Annotated in this window: 15 protein-coding genes, 1 tRNA gene and 2 pseudogenes; 5 read left to right on the top strand and 13 right to left on the bottom strand. The window is 48.4% G+C overall.

Annotated features, from left to right (window positions below; genetic code table 11):
* Positions 1-11: 11 nt before the first annotated feature.
* The 4 genes from arsM to HRE53_RS22655 form a co-directional block, all read right to left on the bottom strand.
* On the bottom strand, positions 12-980 hold the full coding sequence (gene arsM, locus HRE53_RS22670; RefSeq protein ID WP_235108043.1) for an arsenosugar biosynthesis arsenite methyltransferase ArsM: 969 nt from the start codon (positions 978-980) through the stop codon (positions 12-14).
* A 357-nt stretch (positions 981-1,337) separates the two neighbouring features.
* Positions 1,338-2,549 (bottom strand): glycosyltransferase family 4 protein, encoded by a 1,212-nt coding sequence (locus HRE53_RS22665; protein ID WP_212665418.1) that lies wholly within the window; start codon positions 2,547-2,549, stop codon positions 1,338-1,340.
* A complete protein-coding gene (locus HRE53_RS22660) occupies positions 2,549-3,469 on the bottom strand; it encodes a TIGR01777 family oxidoreductase (RefSeq protein WP_235108042.1) in 921 nt (306 codons plus the stop codon). Before HRE53_RS22660 ends, HRE53_RS22665 begins: the two co-directional genes overlap by 1 nt.
* A gap of 105 nt (positions 3,470-3,574) precedes the next feature.
* Positions 3,575-3,967, bottom strand: a complete 393-nt coding sequence (locus HRE53_RS22655) for a hypothetical protein (RefSeq protein ID WP_235108041.1) — start codon at positions 3,965-3,967, stop codon at positions 3,575-3,577.
* A 229-nt stretch (positions 3,968-4,196) separates the two neighbouring features.
* Here HRE53_RS22655 and HRE53_RS22650 point away from each other — a divergent pair.
* Positions 4,197-4,268: transfer RNA gene (locus HRE53_RS22650), tRNA-Val, on the top strand.
* Between the two features lie 230 nt (positions 4,269-4,498).
* Here the strand turns inward: HRE53_RS22650 and HRE53_RS22645 are convergent.
* From HRE53_RS22645 to HRE53_RS22610, 8 genes and pseudogenes are all read right to left on the bottom strand, one after another.
* A pseudogene (locus tag HRE53_RS22645) lies at positions 4,499-5,915 on the bottom strand (ATP-binding protein).
* 12 nt (positions 5,916-5,927) lie between these two features.
* A pseudogene (locus tag HRE53_RS34950) lies at positions 5,928-7,602 on the bottom strand (FAD-dependent oxidoreductase).
* Positions 7,603-7,931: 329 nt separating this feature from the next.
* Positions 7,932-8,834 (bottom strand): mechanosensitive ion channel family protein, encoded by a 903-nt coding sequence (locus HRE53_RS22635; protein WP_235108040.1) that lies wholly within the window; start codon positions 8,832-8,834, stop codon positions 7,932-7,934.
* A gap of 87 nt (positions 8,835-8,921) precedes the next feature.
* On the bottom strand, positions 8,922-9,221 hold the full coding sequence (locus HRE53_RS22630; protein ID WP_212665412.1) for a hypothetical protein: 300 nt from the start codon (positions 9,219-9,221) through the stop codon (positions 8,922-8,924).
* A gap of 230 nt (positions 9,222-9,451) precedes the next feature.
* Positions 9,452-10,528, bottom strand: coding sequence for a HAMP domain-containing sensor histidine kinase (locus HRE53_RS22625; protein ID WP_235108039.1), 1,077 nt, complete (start codon positions 10,526-10,528; stop codon positions 9,452-9,454).
* A gap of 38 nt (positions 10,529-10,566) precedes the next feature.
* The gene (locus HRE53_RS22620; protein ID WP_315876644.1) at positions 10,567-11,805 is read right to left on the bottom strand and encodes a hybrid sensor histidine kinase/response regulator; all 1,239 of its coding nucleotides are present in this window, start codon (positions 11,803-11,805) and stop codon (positions 10,567-10,569) included.
* 8 nt (positions 11,806-11,813) lie between these two features.
* Complete coding sequence (locus HRE53_RS22615; RefSeq protein WP_235108037.1) at positions 11,814-12,245, bottom strand: response regulator; 432 nt, start codon at positions 12,243-12,245, stop codon at positions 11,814-11,816.
* 212 nt (positions 12,246-12,457) lie between these two features.
* On the bottom strand, positions 12,458-13,384 hold the full coding sequence (locus HRE53_RS22610) for a protein phosphatase 2C domain-containing protein (protein WP_235108036.1): 927 nt from the start codon (positions 13,382-13,384) through the stop codon (positions 12,458-12,460).
* Positions 13,385-13,619: 235 nt separating this feature from the next.
* Between HRE53_RS22610 and HRE53_RS22605 the strand changes: the two genes are divergently transcribed.
* Genes HRE53_RS22605 through HRE53_RS22590 form a run of 4 tightly spaced genes read left to right on the top strand, consistent with a single transcriptional unit; the run spans position 13,620 to position 17,278 of the window.
* Positions 13,620-14,060 (top strand): tetratricopeptide repeat protein, encoded by a 441-nt coding sequence (locus HRE53_RS22605; protein ID WP_235108035.1) that lies wholly within the window; start codon positions 13,620-13,622, stop codon positions 14,058-14,060.
* 8 nt (positions 14,061-14,068) lie between these two features.
* The gene (locus HRE53_RS22600; protein ID WP_235108034.1) at positions 14,069-15,031 is read left to right on the top strand and encodes a bestrophin family protein; all 963 of its coding nucleotides are present in this window, start codon (positions 14,069-14,071) and stop codon (positions 15,029-15,031) included.
* A gap of 44 nt (positions 15,032-15,075) precedes the next feature.
* The gene (locus HRE53_RS22595; RefSeq protein WP_212665407.1) at positions 15,076-15,792 is read left to right on the top strand and encodes a response regulator transcription factor; all 717 of its coding nucleotides are present in this window, start codon (positions 15,076-15,078) and stop codon (positions 15,790-15,792) included.
* Between the two features lie 37 nt (positions 15,793-15,829).
* Positions 15,830-17,278, top strand: a complete 1,449-nt coding sequence (locus tag HRE53_RS22590; protein ID WP_235108033.1) for an ATP-binding protein — start codon at positions 15,830-15,832, stop codon at positions 17,276-17,278.
* Between the two features lie 15 nt (positions 17,279-17,293).
* On the opposite strand, the gene HRE53_RS22585 is transcribed toward HRE53_RS22590, so the two are convergent.
* A complete protein-coding gene (locus tag HRE53_RS22585; RefSeq protein WP_235108032.1) occupies positions 17,294-18,058 on the bottom strand; it encodes a sterol desaturase family protein in 765 nt (254 codons plus the stop codon).
* Positions 18,059-18,063 lie beyond the last annotated feature (5 nt).

Raw genomic sequence — 18,063 nt, 5'->3', positions numbered from 1 at the left:
AACGGCTTAGCTTAGCAACATCCTCCACCGTCGTAATACCAAGTGGACTCGGTGACCTTAATTGCTTGGGGATGAGCTTTCGCCAATTTAGCTGCTGTTTTATCGCAAACGGCCAGGGGGATCCCTAAACTCAAAATGTGACCAGCTTGATCATCGAAATACTCATCGGGTCCTGTATAAACCGCCATCTTGCCTGTGAAGACACAAGCTCCATCATCGGCAATATCGACTTTAAAGGAAACGGAATCTAGGCTTTCTAGGAGTAAATGCTGGTCTAGCTTGTAGTTGGCTTGATCGAGTAAGCGGTAGGGGCGACGGGCTCGGATCTCAACTTGTCCAAATCCAGCATGGATAATTCGCTGAACGTACTGTTCATAAGTTAAGGCACCGGACAAGCACATGGCCCGCAGCCGATCATCTCGCTGCAGATGCTCTGGAATAGGGCGAGTGGAAATGGGGTCACTCATGACTAAGCGGCCACCGGGCTTCAGGACTCGATAGGTTTCCTGGAGGGCACGGGATAGATCTTCGGGCTCAAAGATATTGAACAGACAATTCTGAGCCACCAAATCTACGGAGTTATCTGGGACGGGCAGGGCAAAGGCATCCCCTTCTTTAATCGTGACAAAGCTGGGGTCAAACCACTCATTATCTTTAGCAGCAATCTCTAGGTTCCGAGCAGCCGCTTTACGCATTTCATCCACTGGATCCACCGCAACCACGGCTCCAGGGCGACGGGAAAAGTAGGAAAATTGCAGGGCTTCCAATCCTCCCCCGACACCGACATAGAGAACCGTTGGATCACCCGACAATTCAGTGGGATGGACGGTTGTGCCACATCCATAGTTCATTTCCTGCATTTGCGGAGGCACCACCAGGCCCGGCAGTTGCAAAGGAGTGCTTTGGACACAACATAAGCCCACGTCTGGGGTTTCAGCGACTTGACTGTAAAACTCTGCTGCGGATTCTAAATACGTCATAGTGGTCAATGATGGATTTGTAATGAATGGTCATTCATGGGCACTATGCCATGTTTATCTGTTTTTTGCAGCTGCCAGTCATCAAACAAGAGAATTTCAGCTGGTCGATAAGATGGATAGAGTGCATGGGCCATTCGAGTTAGGGAGCTAACCCTTATGTTCTCAGACCCATTAAAACTAAGCGGCATGAGTTTTCCCTGAGAGTTCCCCTATTCTTGGATAAAAGTCTGGTCCGTTTGCCTGCCACGCTTTTTGCCCAGACATTGTCACGATTGCGGTTCCAATGCCAGGGACAGTTCTCACTAGGCTCTCCAGGCCAAATGTCTACCGAAAATCTCTTCGCTTTTGAACTGAAATCTAACGGGTTAACCAGTCGAGATGCTGGGGTAAGAGCTTCACCAAGTCATAGGTTTTCTGAATGGTCCGACGGGCATTGGCTCGGAGTTCGGCCATGCCGTCTGGGTGATTGAGGGCTTCCTGGATGCGATCGCACACCTGTTGCGGCGAGAAAAAGTCCACGAGCAGGCCATTCTGGCCATCTTTAATCACCTCTTTGACCGGAGCTGTATCGGAAGCCACCAGTAGGCAGCCAGCGGACATGGATTCCAGCATGGACCAAGACAGCACAAAGGGCCGGGTTAAATAAACATGTACCGAAGAAGCTTGTAAAACCTGCAAATACTGGTTGTAGGGCAACCGACCCGTAAAATGTAGTCGCGATAAATCGAGGGACAAGGTTTCCAGCATATGCTGCTTATAGGTTTTGCCATTCGGCAGCTTTTTACCGTAGGCCACTCGGTCAGCCCCTACCACCACCACATGGCAATTGGGCCGCTTTTGCTGCAGCAGGGCAATAGCCTCCATAAACTGGGGAAACCCCCGATAGGGCTCCATGCCTCGGGCGACATAGGTAACGATTTCATCCACCGCCGACAAATCCAGATTCACGTCGGGTAAAACCAGCTTGGCACCCGGTTTAGGCTGAAAATACTCCGTGTCGATGCCGTCATGTAAAACCTTGATCTTGCTGTGAAATTCTGGCGGAAATTGGTGGCGCTGCCATTGGGTGGGAGAGAGGCCATAATCACAGCTCGCCAAATCTAAAAGTATGGGTGCATTCTTGATGCGAATCCGAGCCTCCGCATCGGCGTCGAGGGGATCTGCAGGGTCAAAATCGGCATCGGTGCCGTGGGCATGGTAGTACCACTCAAAAAAGCAGCAGAACTTGGCCTTGGGGAAAATATCTTTTACAAATAACCCCGGTCCCCAACCGGAATGGGCATAGACCACATCCGGTACAAAGCCTTTGTCACTGAGCTGCTGGGCAATTCGATAAACGGCCTGTCCCTCCAACACGGCACTTTCAAGGGGACGGACATAATGGTGGGTTTCGGGTCGCACTTCCCGAGACGGTTTGTACAAAATTTTCTGTACCCCTTGAATCTGCCCCTCCTCCCGAGCCGTCCCATACACCACTTGATGCTTTGGACTTTCGGCTAACACCATCGCCAAATGCCGAAACTGAGCGGGAAAATTGGGATGGAGGAACAGAATTCGTTGAAGCGCCATTAGGTCAATATCTGTTGAAGGGCCGAGTCAATCGTCTCATATTTATATTGAAATCCATCGGCCTGAGTTTTCTCTGGTCGTACGTTTTGTCCTTCCAGAACTAGCTGGGCCGCTTCTCCCAAAAGCAACTCCAGGGCAACGTCCGGGACGGGTAACCAGGAGGGACGATTCAGGACTTTTCCCAGAGAATCACACAGCTCAGTCATGCGCACAGGATTGGGAGCGGTGGCATTATAAATTCCAGACTTACTAGGATCAGTGAGGGCCATAAGGATGAAATTGACCAAGTCATCTAAATGCACCCAAGAGAACCATTGCTTACCACTGCCAATGGGGCCACCGGCAAACATCTGAAACGGAGGTAACATTTTGGCTAAGGCTCCGCCATCCCCCAAAACAATGCCGATCCGAAAAATCACTAATCGTGTGCCAGCATCCGTAGCGGTATGGGCCGATTTCTCCCAGGATTGACAAACCTCCGCTAAGAAATCATCGCCAGAACTGCTCGATTCATCAAAGGTGGCCGTTTCACTGGTGCCATAAAACCCAATGGCAGACGCGTTCACCAAAACCGATGGCTTATCTTCCGCAGCGGCAATAGCCTCCACCAGTTTCTGAGTGCCCACCGCACGGCTGTTAATAATTTCTTGCTTGCGGCTAGTCGTCCAGCGATCGCCCACAAGGGGTTCTCCAGCCAGATTAACCACCCCGTCCCACCCCGACAGGACTTTTTGCCAATCGCCTGAAGCTTGGGGCTCATAGCCGTGAATTTCTACGTTAGGGAATGTTTGGGAGGGGAAAAGCTTAGCCGCTTTATCGGGACTCCGGACCAATGCCAAGACCTGATGGCCTTCTTCTTTCAACCGTTCAATAAGGCGTTGACCTACGAATCCGGTTGCACCTGTTACGACTACTTTCATGGGGATGCCAGCTGCTTGTTCCCTCTGATCATACAGAAGGCTAGCCCTGAGAACACAAGTCAGATAAACCTCAAATTTTCAGCACTAGGCTCTCTGGTACCGCGATTAGTGGCCTAATCGATTCCGCTCAATCCAATGCATAGCGACACTCCAGGATTCAGCATTAAAGGTTTTACCAGAGCAAGGATCGGCAACATGCCACCATTCCTCACCCCTAGAAGTGATTCGACGCTCTAAGCTGAGCTGTCTTCGAGAGGCTATTCCCTTAGCTATGCGTTGCCAAAACTGCCTAACATTGGGTGGCCGATGAGAGGGAGGCGAAATATCAGGCCCATGAGATTCAAGCTGGATCCGTTCATGGGTGAGTAGTTCCAGCAAATGTTCGTCATGGTTGGCTGCCGCAACATCCATCCGATTTTGTAAATTTGCCATTATGTTGGCTTGTCGCTGGGTAAATGCCGACGATAAACCTTTTTTTTTGGAGATTTCAGTATTCATGAGCTAAATCCATCACAAGCCGCTTCTTTATAGGCTAATCAGTCTCTTTGTATAATCCAATACACTTCAACAAAAACTTAAATTAATTTACCTATCCTTAATTTAACTAGCCAAAGAATTTTTTACCCTTAAACTCTATTGAGTTCAAAGGCCAGAGAATGATGCTTTGGAGCAATCGTTGCTGGCTATTGCTCTTTAAGGAATGACTATGTTAGATTTGTTGACCCAAGGGCGATTAGCACAGGGGTAGCGCGCTTCCTTCACACGGAAGAGGTCACTGGTTCAAATCCAGTATCGCCCATTCCCAAAACCAGTCGGCATAAACCACTGTTATCGGAAGTTAGGTCCACCTTTTTCTGTTGGGCTTATACTCAATCTGGATTGCCTAATTGTGTTGTTGCTGACCTGTTTGTCCATAACTTTTGCGCTACAGACTTTTTCTTCTAGCTCTATCTACAACGTAGAGAAGCCTATCAGAAGACCCTGCAATCCCACTAGGGCAAATTAAGCAGTGAAGGACTCATAAAAGGTTTATTGAGGGAGTGGCAGTGCGATCGCAAAGCAGGTACGCCCTACCTCAGATTCCACCATCAGGCTGCCGCCATGACGATTTTCAACGATCCGACGGACGACATCCAGCCCTAAACCTGACCCTTTACCCATAGGTTTGGTGGTGAAAAAAGGTTCCAAAATGCGGGTGTTGATCTCGGGGGGGGATACCCGGACCATTATCTTCAAGCTCAACTCGGATACAGCCATTCTTTTGGCACGTCCGAATCGTAATTTGGGGGGGGGGAACAGAAGGCGATGGGTTTTCTGCTAAAGCATCGACTGCATTGTCCAAGAGATTGGTCCACACTTGGTTCAGTTCACTGCCAAAGGCCATAATTCTAGGTAGGTTTGGGTCGTAGTGACGCTCAACCTTAATGCCATGCTTGAGCTTAAAGGCAAACAAGCGTAGGGTATCCTCAATACCACCGTGGATATTTACCTCCTGCTGTGCCGCTCTATCCATATAGGAGTAAGATTTCATGGATTGCACGAGGGTCGAGATTCGCTCTGCGCCATCTAAACCTCTGGCAATCATCCCCATGACATCAAAGGAGAGGGCTAACCACCTCAGCCCCATATCCCTTAGTTCAGTGTCACTGTCGCGCCAGCGGTCCATGAGTTGCTCAAGCACTTCAGGCTCTACTTCGCCTGCTGCTAGGGGTTCAGCCAACTTCCAAGCTTCATCCACTCCATAGTCCTCTAGCCAGTCCGTCAGCGCATCTTCCCGATCGCTCAAGACTAGGGGATCGTTTTGAGGGTTGGCAATGGCATCAAACCCATGATCTCGTAATGTTAACCACTGCTGAGTATGTTCATCGTTCACCTGGTGTTGGCCATACACCATATTCATCCGCTGTAATTCTAGAATGGCTGGCTTCGCGTCCTTGAGTACCCGCACAAGGGCAGCTGCAGGGTTGTTAAGCTCATGGGCAAGTCCTGCAGATAGCGTTCCTAGGGCCGCCATTTTTTCTCGGCTTTGAATAAAAGATTCTAGACCGCGCAAGCGTTTCCCCATGGTGCGAAAGATGGCTTTTTCAAAGTCACGACAGCTATGGAGAACCTCTAAAAAATCAGGACAATTGAGTCGATACAAGTCGGTGTTGGTATCAGCCGTTAACGTGACCGGGACGATATCCTCGGTCAGGCATTGAATTTCTCCAAAGAAAGAAGGACTCTCATGACGGCCCAAAGGCATATTTGCGCCATTGCTCGTGCGGCTAATGGTGATTTGACCACTCAGTTGAATAAAAAAGCCCTGGGGAGGCTCACCCTCACGCACGAGAACTTCACCTGGCGTAAGTTGGATGTGTTGAGTGCGATCGCAGATCCAATTCAACCGCTCCGGCGGCAACAACTGAAAGGGTTTGATTTGCAACAAAGCTTGTGAACACAACATGGCAATCCCTAGCTATACATTGGCCAAATGACGGTGAACAAACTGGACACAGATGGACCCTTCTCCCACGCCAGAGGCAACCCGCTTCACCGAACCATGCCGAACATCCCCCACGGCAAAGATTCCTGGCACATTGGTTTCGAGTAAAAACCGATCTCGATCCAAAGACCACGGGGTCTCCTGAGGAATATCTGGGCCTGTGCAGATAAAGCCCCGCTGATCGCGATGAACCATTCCCTCTAACCAATCGGTACTGGGCGTTGCACCAATAAAGATGAAGAGAGAATTGGCATCAAAGGTTTTGACCTCATCCGTTTGAGAATCTTTGATCAGAAGCTGCTCTAGGCGCTCATTCCCTTTGGCCTCTACTACACTGTGAAACGGCAATACCTCAATATTTTCAGTGTCTGCAATCTGATCGATCAGATACTGGGACATACTCTTCTTTAAGGACTCCCCCCGCACCAGAATATGCACTTTGCGAGCATATTTAGAGAAATACATGGCTCCCTGCCCTGCTGAGTTAGCTCCCCCGACGATATAAACTTCCTCATCTTGGCAAGCGGCAGCTTCTGTCTGAGCCGCACCGTAATAAACCCCCGCCCCAGTGAACTGATCAATTCCAGGAACAGTCAGTCGCCGCCAAGAAACCCCCCATGGCCAAAATGAGGGCATGGCAGCTAATCTCGCTGCCATCGGCAAGGGCAATGATTCGATAATTATCTTGGATGCGAATCCCCGTCACTTCCTGAGGCGTGAGGATTTCTACTCCAAAGCGTTTGGCTTGGGTCACTCCGCGACGGGCTAAGTCGCCCCCGCTCAATCCGACGGGAAAACCGAGATAATTTTCGATGCGAGAGCTAGTGCCCGCTTGTCCTCCTGGCGCTTCCCGTTCAACCATGACAGTATGTAAGCCCTCCGATGCTCCATAGACGGCTGCGGCCAAGCCAGCAGGACCACCCCCCACAATCACCAAATCGTAAAAGGGTTTCTCAGCCTCTGTTTGCATCCCCACAGATTGGGCCAGCTTTGTCGTATCAGGTTTGATCAGCTGCTCGCCATTGGGGAGTAACACTAAGGGTAGGCATGGAGAATCTGCTTTTCCAGCACAAGAGACCAGTTGCTGAGCCTCTGGATTGTTCTCAACATCCAGCCAACGGTAGGGGATTTGGTTGCGTGCTAAAAAATCCCGTAGGGCATGGGACTGGGGAGACCAGCGATCGCTAATCACCTTCACCCCTTTGAATTCTGGCTTAAAGGTTGCCAGCCAGTCCCGAATCAAATCATCTAAGACTGGGTAAAGTTTTTCCTCTGGCGGATCCCAAGGTTTGAGGAGGTAATAGTCTAGCTGAGCCTGGTTAATGGAATCAATGGCCGCATTGGTATCGGCATAGGCCGTCAGGAGTGCGCGCTTCGCCAGGGGGAAAAGCTCACTGGCTTGTTTGATAAATTCCACCCCGCTCATGTGGGGCATTCGCTGATCCACCAAGAAGAGAGCGACAATATCACCCCGCAGCTTGAGCTGTTGAACCGCATCTAGAGCGGTCCCCCCTGAGTCAGCCCGAATAATTCGAAAACGATCGCCATACTGTTTACGGAGATCCCGAGCAACGGCTTGTAAAACCGCAGGATCATCATCCACAACCACGATGATAGGTTTTGAAGTCCCAACTTTTTGTTCAGCCATTTCAAAGTTTATGCTGATGTTTACAGAGTCTTAGATACATTCAGCCCCCTTAATCAAGAGCAAGAGGGAATGAAAAGGTTTGCCGCGACAGCCCAGTACTCATAAAGCAGGGGCATCAACAGTATAAGTTGGCTGTCTTTCATCCAAACTGACTTTTTCTATCTTCCGCCGAGCAGATACTTCAAGCTTTTTATGACAGCAATACGTCAAAGCCAAGGCAAGATAGGGCTTTAGCTCTTTGAGATTGAGACCTCAGTACAGGACAAACACTCCACAAAGGATTGTGGAGTGAAGGAGTTACTAAAACCAGGGCATTTGAGAGCAGCAACTTAAACTTTGGATAACATACGGTTATTGCTATTCTCGTTCGTTGGCATGTAATCGTTATAGTGATCTTGGTTGTAGTAATACAGGGTTCGAATCGGATAGGGAATGCTGATATCGGCTTTGTCAAAGGCTTTTTTAATCGCAATAATGGCCTTGGTTTGAATCCGTCTGACCTGAGCTTGTTGAGGTTCTGTCCAGTAGCGAACGATAAAGTCAATAGAACTGTCTCCAAAGCCCACCAAGTCAATTTCAGGTGTCGGCGAAGGCAGCACTCCTTCCAACTGTTCTATGGTTCTTTGTAAAAGGTCAGCTGTATCTTCCAGGGAAGTATTGTAATCAACCCCAACCCCTAGATCTGTTCTCCGACTGGCATAGGCTGTCTGCACTTGCACCGCACTGGTAAACACGTTGGCATTGGGAATCAGAATCCGTTCCCCTTGATAGGTGCGAATCTGGGTCGTTCGGAAATTGATTTTCTCGACGGTGCCTTCAAAGGTATCAATAATGATTTGGTCATTGATACTGAAGGGTTCTTGCAACAGTAATAAAATACCTGCAAAAAAGTTCTTGATAATGTCTTGAAAAGCAAAACCAATCGCCACAGAACCTAGACCAAGGGTGGCAATAATATCTCCTAAATCTAAGCCAGGAAATGCCAAAACACCGGCAAACACAACCCCAATCACCCAGGTCATCACATAGGCAGATTTTTCTAGGAGAATTTGAATGGAATGACTGCGAAAGGCAGTCTTGCCTGCTTTACCCGCTACCTGATGCGCGAACTGGGCCATGTACCGGGTGAGGAACAGAACAATGACAGCCGTTAACAACGCCGGGAAAATTTTTACTGCACTTGCTAGCAGCTCTTTTAAGCTTGACTCAATAGTCTTAAGAATATCGGACATTATCGTGATTGACGTCTACCTACATATTGCTTGCATGGGGGCTGCTGATTGATCCAGAAGCGACTAATAATTGATACTGTAATTCTTCTACTGAAAATTTGCTAAAGCAGCTTCAAAAGATTTTTGCAATTCATGTCCAGCTTTTTCTAAACCATGCTGAATCTCTTCCCAAGCACTTTCGCTCGAACTGTGAAGTTCGGTGAGTTGGGCCTGCATAGCATCGCGTTTGACCAGGGCTTCTTCCATCATGGAGTGGTATTCCACTTGGGCACTTGCAGCCACTTGATCAGCTTTCGCTTTCATTTCTGCTAACTGGGCATCATATTGATTCAGTTGCGCTTTAACTTTTTCGATATAGGCTTGTCGGGTATCAGTCGTCAGTGGCATGTGAAAAGCTCCTGTTGATCATAAATTTGACATCCTTTCTTGTCTCAATACTGACAACTCATCGATGAATGCCTTAATCAGAACTGATCGATCAGCAGTGAGTTTTAGAGACTTTGTTAAGAACCAGAAAGGGTTATTACTACCGTATCAACGACGACTGGGAAAGCCTTCTATCTCTAGATAGACTCAGAACTATACCTATAGGCATAGATTCCAGATAGCGGCTCTCCCTAGGTTGAAGGGAGGGGTAAGGAAATTGTGAAGGTACTGCCTTGGCCAGGTTGCGATCGCACTGACAATTCACCCTCATGAGCTTGAACCACTTGTTGGCACAAATGCAGTCCGAGGCCATGACCAGAGCGATTATGTTTGGTCTGTTTGAATCGCTCAAAAATCTGGGCTTGATCGGCTTCGGCAATCCCAGCTCCCGTATCCTGAATCTCGATCAGCAAAGTCTCTGGATCAGAAGTACCTGACACCGTCACAGATCCGGTGTCCGTAAATTTGATAGCGTTGCTGATTAAATTGGTGAAGACCCGGCGAAGCTCCATGGGATCGCAACGCAATTCCCTTACCTCCGTCTGCCAATCGCAGGTTAACTTCAGCTGCTTTTCTAAGGCCAGGGGATTGAGTTCTGTAACCACCTCAGTTACCAGCGCCTGCACATCAACGGCGATAAAGCTGAGGGTCTTTTCTCCCATTTCGTAACAGTAGACCTCTAACAAGTTGTTGAGCATTTGCAGCAGATTTTGGTTGCTGCTGCTGACCCCAGCTAAGGCTTCCTTGACTGACGGAGGGATCTCTCCAAACACGCCCTGCTGAACCAAATCCACCATGCGATCGCAAGCTATTAACGGCGTCCGTAAATCATGGGTGAGACAGGAGATAAAGTTCTCCTGTTGGTCAATGGACTGTTTGAGGCGCAGGAGCGATCGTACCCTTGCCTGCAGTTCGTCTAGCTCTACTGGTTTACGAATAAAGTCGTCGGCCCCAGCATCGAGTCCCTTGACTACGCTTGAACGCTCATGGGCAGAAATCAACAGAATGGGAATGTAGGGGAGCTGAGGATCATTGCGAATTTCCTGGGTGACCTCATAGCCACTCATCCCCGGCATCATCACATCCAAAATCACTAAATCCGGTTGGGATTTTTGGATTTGTGCCAGGGCTGCAGGACCATTATCCGCCAGCTCCATCCGATAGCCAGCGCTCTCCAACATCATTTTGAGCAGCATCAAATTATCGGGCCGATCATCAACGGCCAGAATATAGCGATTAGACAATGAGGCAGGCGAAGGTGGCGGCATAAGATTAGCAAACAGTTATTTCTCAAAAAGCGCCAGCCCTAAATCATAGGCGATTTGGCTTTGGGCAAGGCTCGCACTTGCAGGGGCAATTGAACGGAAAAGGTTGACCCGACTCCGGATTGACTGATGACTGAAATCTGACCCTGCATCGCTTTAACCAGAGATTCAGTGATCGCGAGGCCTAGCCCCGTGCCGGAATGATGGCGAGTTAAGGATTGATCGGCCTGGCAGAAGGGATCAAAGATGGTGTCTAACTGCTCAGGTGTCATGCCAATACCCGTATCAATCACCGCAATGGTGATCTGGTCAGGATGGGGCTGTTGCAGTTGGAGGGTCACTTCTCCCGTTTCTGTAAACTTGATGGCATTGGAAATTAGGTTCACCAACACCCGCCGTAGACATTCCGGATCATTGGTTAATTGGATAGATTGCAAAGCATCCGGAATGTCCGCCTTTAAAGTCAGAGCCTTTTCTACAGCCAGGGCTTGGAGTTCTTGAACCGTTGCGAGGATTGGAACTGCAAGCTGAAAGGTTTCCGGGTGCAGTTCTAGGCGATTCGCTTCAATCTTCGAGAAATCCAACACTTCATTGACCATAGTCAACAGATTACGGCTGTTGTCAAAAATCCGCTGCACCATATCCAACTGCTGCTCACTCAACGGGTCCGGGTACTGGCGCAACAGTAATTGAGAGAATCCCATAATCGCATTCATGGGCGTCCGCAGCTCATGGGAGATCGTGGCAACAAATTCAGATTTGAGGCGATAGGCTTTCATCAGTTCTTGGTTTTGCGATTCAATCTGCGATCGCTGATGGGCCAGTTCATCATTTTGCTGCCGTAATTGATCATTGGTAATTTGCAATTTCTGCTTCGCAGCTCGGGCAGCATGTTCAGCCCGATGGAGACGAATGGCACTGCGAATCGTTCGAGCCAAGGTTGCGGGTGAAATCCGATGTTTGGCTAGATAATCGGCGGCTCCAGCTTTCATCACATCCACGGCAATTTGCTCATCCCCTTGTCCCGTTAACACCACAAAGGGGGCATCTATCTGAAGCTGTTGCAGTTGCTTGGCTAGGACTAAACCATCCTGATCCGGCAACAAGTAATCCACAAAGATACAGTCAAACTGATGGGTTTTGAGAATGGACAGAGCCGTTTCTCCATCTTCCGCTTCAGACAAATCAATCTCTAAATCCGTCTTGCGCAAGGCCCGGCGAACAGCCATCCGATCAACCGTATCATCATCAATCACTAGGATTTTGAGGGTCTCGTCCATCACGCTCACTACAGCATTTCGCAAAGGGTCCAGTATTTATTGAGGGTGGTCATCACCTCTGCAAAGTTGGAGAACGTCACGGGTTTAAGGATATAGCCCGCCACATTGTAGTGGTAGGCCTCAATGCGATCGCGATCTTCATCCGAGGTAGTCAGTACCACCACTGGAATCGATTTCAGGTCCGGATCGCTGCGCAAAACTTCTAAAAATTCCAACCCATTCATTTTTGGCATGTTGAGATCCAGCAGAATGAGGCGGCGATGCTTGGGTACAGGCGGTTTCTCCCCTTCCTTCCCTCGCAGCATGGACAAGGCTTCGAGTCCATTATTGGCGACATACAAGGGATTAGAAATCATGCCTTTCTTAAAAGCTCGTTTGACGTTCATCACGTCTACCTCGTCATCTTCTACGAGCAAAATATTGAGTGCTTTGTCATTCATCTCTGGCTCAAGCCACCTTGTACTATCAATTCAGTTGTAACAGACCTAAATTATAGGAAGTTCCTTTTAGACTATAGGACTGCTGCTGGGTTGTAACTCTACAAAAAGGTAGAGATTCGTGGTTTTGCCTGGCGAACAGAACGAAAATCCTATTTGCGGGGTTTTTCAAGCACGACCCTCATTGTTAAGTTCTCTATCCAAGAGATGGGGGTTCAAACCGATGATTGCTGAGGTCGTAACCGAACAGCAACCGCGGTGATGTTGTCGTGACCATTTTTCTGGTTGGCTAATGTCATCAGTTGATCTATACCATGGGCCAGATCGGTACGGAAATCTAACAGTCCCATTAAATGACTATGGGTATGGTTTTCCAATAAATCATGATCGCTGAGGCCATCAGAGCAAAGGAGAAATACCGTATCTTCTTCCACCGCTAGGGTTTGAGACTGAGGGCGGAGGGACTCTCCCGACCAAGGTCCTAGGGCTTTGGTGAGTTGCGGCCCATAGGCTTGCGCTTCTTCTAGGGAATAGCCCCGCTGCAACGCCCGCTGATAGGCGTTGTGATCGGTGGTTAATTGCTGCAATCCCTTTCGGGTCAATCGATACAGACGACTGTCACCGATATGGACATATCTAATGTGGGAGTTATTCACCATCACCACAACGGCAGTCGTTCCCATGCGGCCCGACCCTGCCCGCTGCTCTCTCTGGTTGCGTTCATACACTGCTTTATTGGCCGTATTCATGGCCAGTTCTAAACCAATTTCAGTGGGTAAATGACGCTGCCAGCGGCTATTCAAATAACTTCGTAGGGTTTTAGTGGCCAGTTCACTCGCCACTTCCCCTTTGGCCATGCCCCCCATGCCATCACAAAGGATATAGAGACCTCGATAGCTGCCATCTGGTAGATCAGGGGTGCAAAAATGTTGCTGATCAATCGAAAAATAATCTTCGTTGTGGGTGCGCTCACGCCCAACATCAGTCCGGCCAATGGACTCTAAACTTGACAAAGACTGGGATGAAGATAATAGCTGCGTCGGCCGTTCTGACCATTTCTTGAGTGCCTCCTGATAGGAAACGCTCCCCATTTTAGGTGTAGATTTCTGAGGATGAGTCAAGAGCTGATTGTTATCTTTCATAAGTTAAGGCCAAATTTGATACTTCTATTCAACAAGAGTTGCCGCAGAATCCCATCTACCTCCAGCCATAACTTGTTGTCTGGTCTATCCTCCCTAAGGTAGAGATCTCGATCAAAGAAGAGTTCAAAATTATTCCCCGTCTCTATCTCCAGAGAGAGGCCTACTCCTATCTTCCAGTGGATGTATTGAGTGGCAGATTTTTCTAAGGTTGTATCAGTAGTTACACGACCCATTTATGCCTTTGAGATTATTACCGACTTTGTGTTTAGTTATTTCGATCAACACTGTCTTGCCTGCTGTCGCAACTGCGACACCGAGTGAGCAGCATCGCCAGTTTGACCTACCCACCTATGTTCATCAGCCTTTACCCCATACCCTACAGACAGCTCAGGACTGGCAAACGGTGGGTATCAATGCCTTGATTGCTCAAGATTATATTAATAGTCTCCAAGCCTTTAACAAGGCCGTGGATTTATCCGCTGGACAAAACCCCGAGATTCTGGAGCAGCAAGGGTGGGTTAACTATTTGCAGGAGCGATATGAACTTGCGATCGCAGATTTAAACCAAGCCGCAGCCCTCTACCAAGACCAATCCCAGACCACCCACTCTCGTAACGTCCGTCGAATGCGGTTGTTTATCGAAACCCAAGCCGCACAACAGGATATTTCCAGCTAAACGAAACTATGGACACTCCCACCCAATCGAATTGGCTAGCTACCACCTTCAGACTCGACGGCTCCGTTGCGGGCATTATCCTGCCTCGAATCCTGGCCTTTGCCGGGTTCACCTTCGCCATCTGTAGTCTTGACTATTGGGACTACCCCATTTACCTAAAAGAGATTGGTAACCTCACCACCAACGTGGTCTACAACCTGGTCTTGGGTTTACTGCTCGTGTTTCGCACCAATACGGCCTACGATCGTTTTTGGGAGGGTCGCAAAGCCTGGGGAATGCTGGTGGTTAACAGCCGCAACTTTGCTCGACAGGTTGCCTTACTTTGGCCCTCTCCCAAAACGACCCCCTCAACAGATCGAGATACCTTACTCAATCTACTGGTCGCCTTTGCCCTAGCCACAAAACTGCACTTGCGATCAGAGCCCATCGGCAACCAACTGCAAGACCTGATTACACCTGAGCAGGCTCAAATTTTGGCAGATGCCAAACATCCTCCCTTACAAATCACGTTTTGGATCGGGATGCACCTACAGCAGGCCCTACAACAAGGTCATATTGATAGTAACCAAGCCTCCAATCTTGATCAATCTTTGAGTCAAATGATTGAAGGAATGAGTAGCTGTGAGCGCATTCGTTCCACCCCCCTCCCCATTGCCTATCGAATTTATTTGAAACGGTTGATTCTGATTTACTGTATCGGTTTACCCTTTCGTTGGGTGCCTGACATTCATGGATGGGCATTGCCCATGGTGGCAGTGGTTAGCTTTATCCTGCTGGGCCTGGAAGAAGTAGGACGAGAACTGGATAACCCCTTTGGGCAAGATGCCAATGATTTACCCATCGATGACATTTGCCAAACGATTGCTGACAATGTTGATCAAGCCAAAGCAATCAATGCCACAATCAGCGAATCACCTTTGATTCCTCAAGACCGTCCCAATCAGTCTGACCTCTCCTTAACAGCTTCCTAGTCCGTTTCTAGCTCCTCTTATTCATCCATTAACAAGGCGAACTAATGACTAAAATTCAGGTTGTTATTATTGAAGACCATGATCTCAGCCGTGTGGGACTGACGGCGGCGCTTCAGCATAGTGGGGTAGTGGATGTACTCGGATCGGCGGCCAATGGTCGCCAGGGACTGGAGATGATTCAGCAATATAAACCCGATGTCGCCATCTTGGATATTGGCCTACCCGACATCGATGGCATTGAAGTAACCCTACAGCTCAAACAAGTACAGCAGGCAGACGAAACCTTGCAAACCAAGGTGCTGATGCTGACGGCTAATACCAGTGAAGATGCCGTACTCGCAGCCTTTGCCGCTGGCGCAGATTCCTACAGCCTTAAGGAAGTCAGTGTCGAGGACTTACTCAGCGCTATTCAGCTCACCCATGAGGGCAACGCTTGGATTGATCCCAACATTGCCCGGATCGTTTTGCAGCAAGCGAAAGCGTCAAAAGAAAATCTTCAAGATGTTGAAGCCGAAACCACGGTAATTAAAGCCACTGATCCGGAATACCAAGCCATCTTAGAAACAGAACCGTTAACGGATCGCGAATTAGAAGTTTTAGAACTGATTGTGGCAGGATGCAGTAATGCCGCCATTGCCGACAAACTCTATATTTCCGTGGGCACCGTCAAAACCCACGTGCGCAGCATTTTGAATAAACTATGTGCCGATGACCGCACCCAAGCTGCCGTCAGAGCTCTCCGCTCAGGCTTGGTCAATTAACGATTCTCCAGCAGGACTGATCTAACGTTGCAAAACTATGGCAAAAGCTGAGCAAGCGCCTAAAGCCAAGAACCCAGCCAAGAGAAAATCCATTCTCCACTACTGGACTAATCTGTCCCTAACTCGCCAAGGAACGGTTATTTTAGCCATTCCTTTAACCTGTCTGCTGATTACCATGGCAGCCTGGATCGGCACCCGCAAGAATGAAGAATTTACCTATCAGCAAATCGTCCATACCCAGAAAGTCCTGCGGACCAGCGATCAACTTTTAAACGTTTTGATCAATGCGGAAACAGGAATTCGGGGCTATGGTCTCACCGAAGACCAAAAATTTCTGACGTCTTATCGAGAGGCATTACCCGACATTGAACCGACGGTGCAGGAATTATTTCAACAGGTTCAGGGCAATCCAGAGCAACGCCAACAGGTTACTGGGCTGAAACTTTTAATCCAACAAGAACTCGATATTCTTGCTAAAACCCTAAAACAAATCGAAAACGATTTCCGATTTGCGCCCCAGGCCCCTCGACTCGGGGTTTTAGTGGAACAAGGCAAAGCTCGTATGGATGCGGTCCGACAATCCCTTCAAGATTTTAAAGAGACTGAACAGGAATTATTAGTAAGACGCCGCACTCGTCTGAACCAAGCTAGATTTGTCAATGATGCCCTATTGGGGGTGTCTGGGGTGATTAGCCTATTGGGATTTGCTGCCGCTTTATCTTTGTATCGGCAAACGGAAAAACAAATGCTGCGCCGCGGGAATGAATTGGCGGCCACTAACCGAATTTTAGCCACAGCAAATCTCACTTTAGCTGAGCGCAATAAGGAGCTAGACCAGTTTACCTATGTGGTTTCCCACGACTTGAAAGCACCTTTGCGGGCAATTGCGAATCTCTCGGAATGGATTGAAGAAGATCTTGAAGAGAAACTAGATGAAGAAAATCGCTACCAGATGAACTTGCTGCGTAAACGAGTTCATCGCATGGAAGCGTTGATTAATGGGCTGCTGCAGTTTTCTCGGATTGGGCGACGGCAATCCACTATAGAAACGATCAGGGTCGAAGACCTGCTCTCTGAGATCATCGATTCGTTGGCTCCCCCTACCGAATTCAAAATTGAGATCATGGGGCCAATGCCCACCCTACAGACGGATACCCTCCAATTACAGCAAGTTTTTAGCAACCTCCTGAGCAATGCCATCAAACATCATCACCAATCCGAGGGGCATATTTGGGTCTCAGGGACAAAGCAGCCTGATTGCTATGAGTTTGTGGTTAGTGATGATGGTCCAGGGATTGCCGAAGATTACCACGATAAGATCTTTAAAATCTTTCAAGTCTTAGATAGTCGAGATACCACTGAAAATACTGGCATTGGTCTATCAATTGTCCAAAAAATCGTCAAGTCAAAAGGCGGAAGGATTCAAGTAGAGTCGAAACCCAATCAAGGGACAACCTTCAGGTTCACTTGGCCTAAAAGGGAATAGTCTAGGGATATCTGATCAAGACTCTAATCGTTGCGCTTCGTAATTATCATCCTGAGTGCCTAGCAGTTTATCCCAAAAGGTGAAATACAAACCATAGTGCCGTGTGTATCGGTTGTGGTGAACCAAATGGTGGGTTGAACCAATGCACCATCCTCCCCACCAACGGCTGAGGCGAGAATCTGGAATAATTTGAAACCCCAGATGATTCCCCACAGCCCAAACCGTCATTGTGGTCAAAAGCGCCAGGAGAACACCGTAATGCAAGGGAACTACGAAGGTAATCGCAAACAAGAACAACGCTTGAAAGACTGCTTCTAGAGGATCAAAGGCAAAAGAGGTCCAAGGGGTAGGGATTTTAGACTGGTGATGTCCTTGGTGAAATCGCTTGAACAGGGATGGTAGATGAAATAACCGATGCATAAAGTAGAAGTATGTATCTTGAAGGATCAACACTCCCACATAGCTAGCCACCAAGTAGGCTAAATCTTGAACTTCTAAATGGGTATAGACTTTTGTCAGTTTCAACTGGTAGCAACCCATAAAGCAGGCTGCACTCAGTGCAAAGAAAATAGCTGACAGAGTAGAAAGCTTAATATCTTCTGAAATGGCTTTCCTTATTTGTTGCTTATTGCCAAACCAAGACTCGAAAAGCTGATTGCCCAACAGCAAATGTAATAGCCAATGGGTGCCGCCTGCGACAATGAAGTATCGGCCTAGGATAATGCCACAAAAGACAAACCAATAAACCCAAAAATTTAACTGTAAATTCAAACTATTCAATAGTA

Source organism: Acaryochloris sp. 'Moss Beach' (genome assembly GCF_021497025.1).
In the GTDB taxonomy this organism is placed as follows: domain Bacteria; phylum Cyanobacteriota; class Cyanobacteriia; order Thermosynechococcales; family Thermosynechococcaceae; genus Acaryochloris; species Acaryochloris marina_A.
The sequence above is the reverse complement of the archived record's forward strand: the minus strand, read 5'-3'. Positions and strand labels throughout refer to the sequence as shown.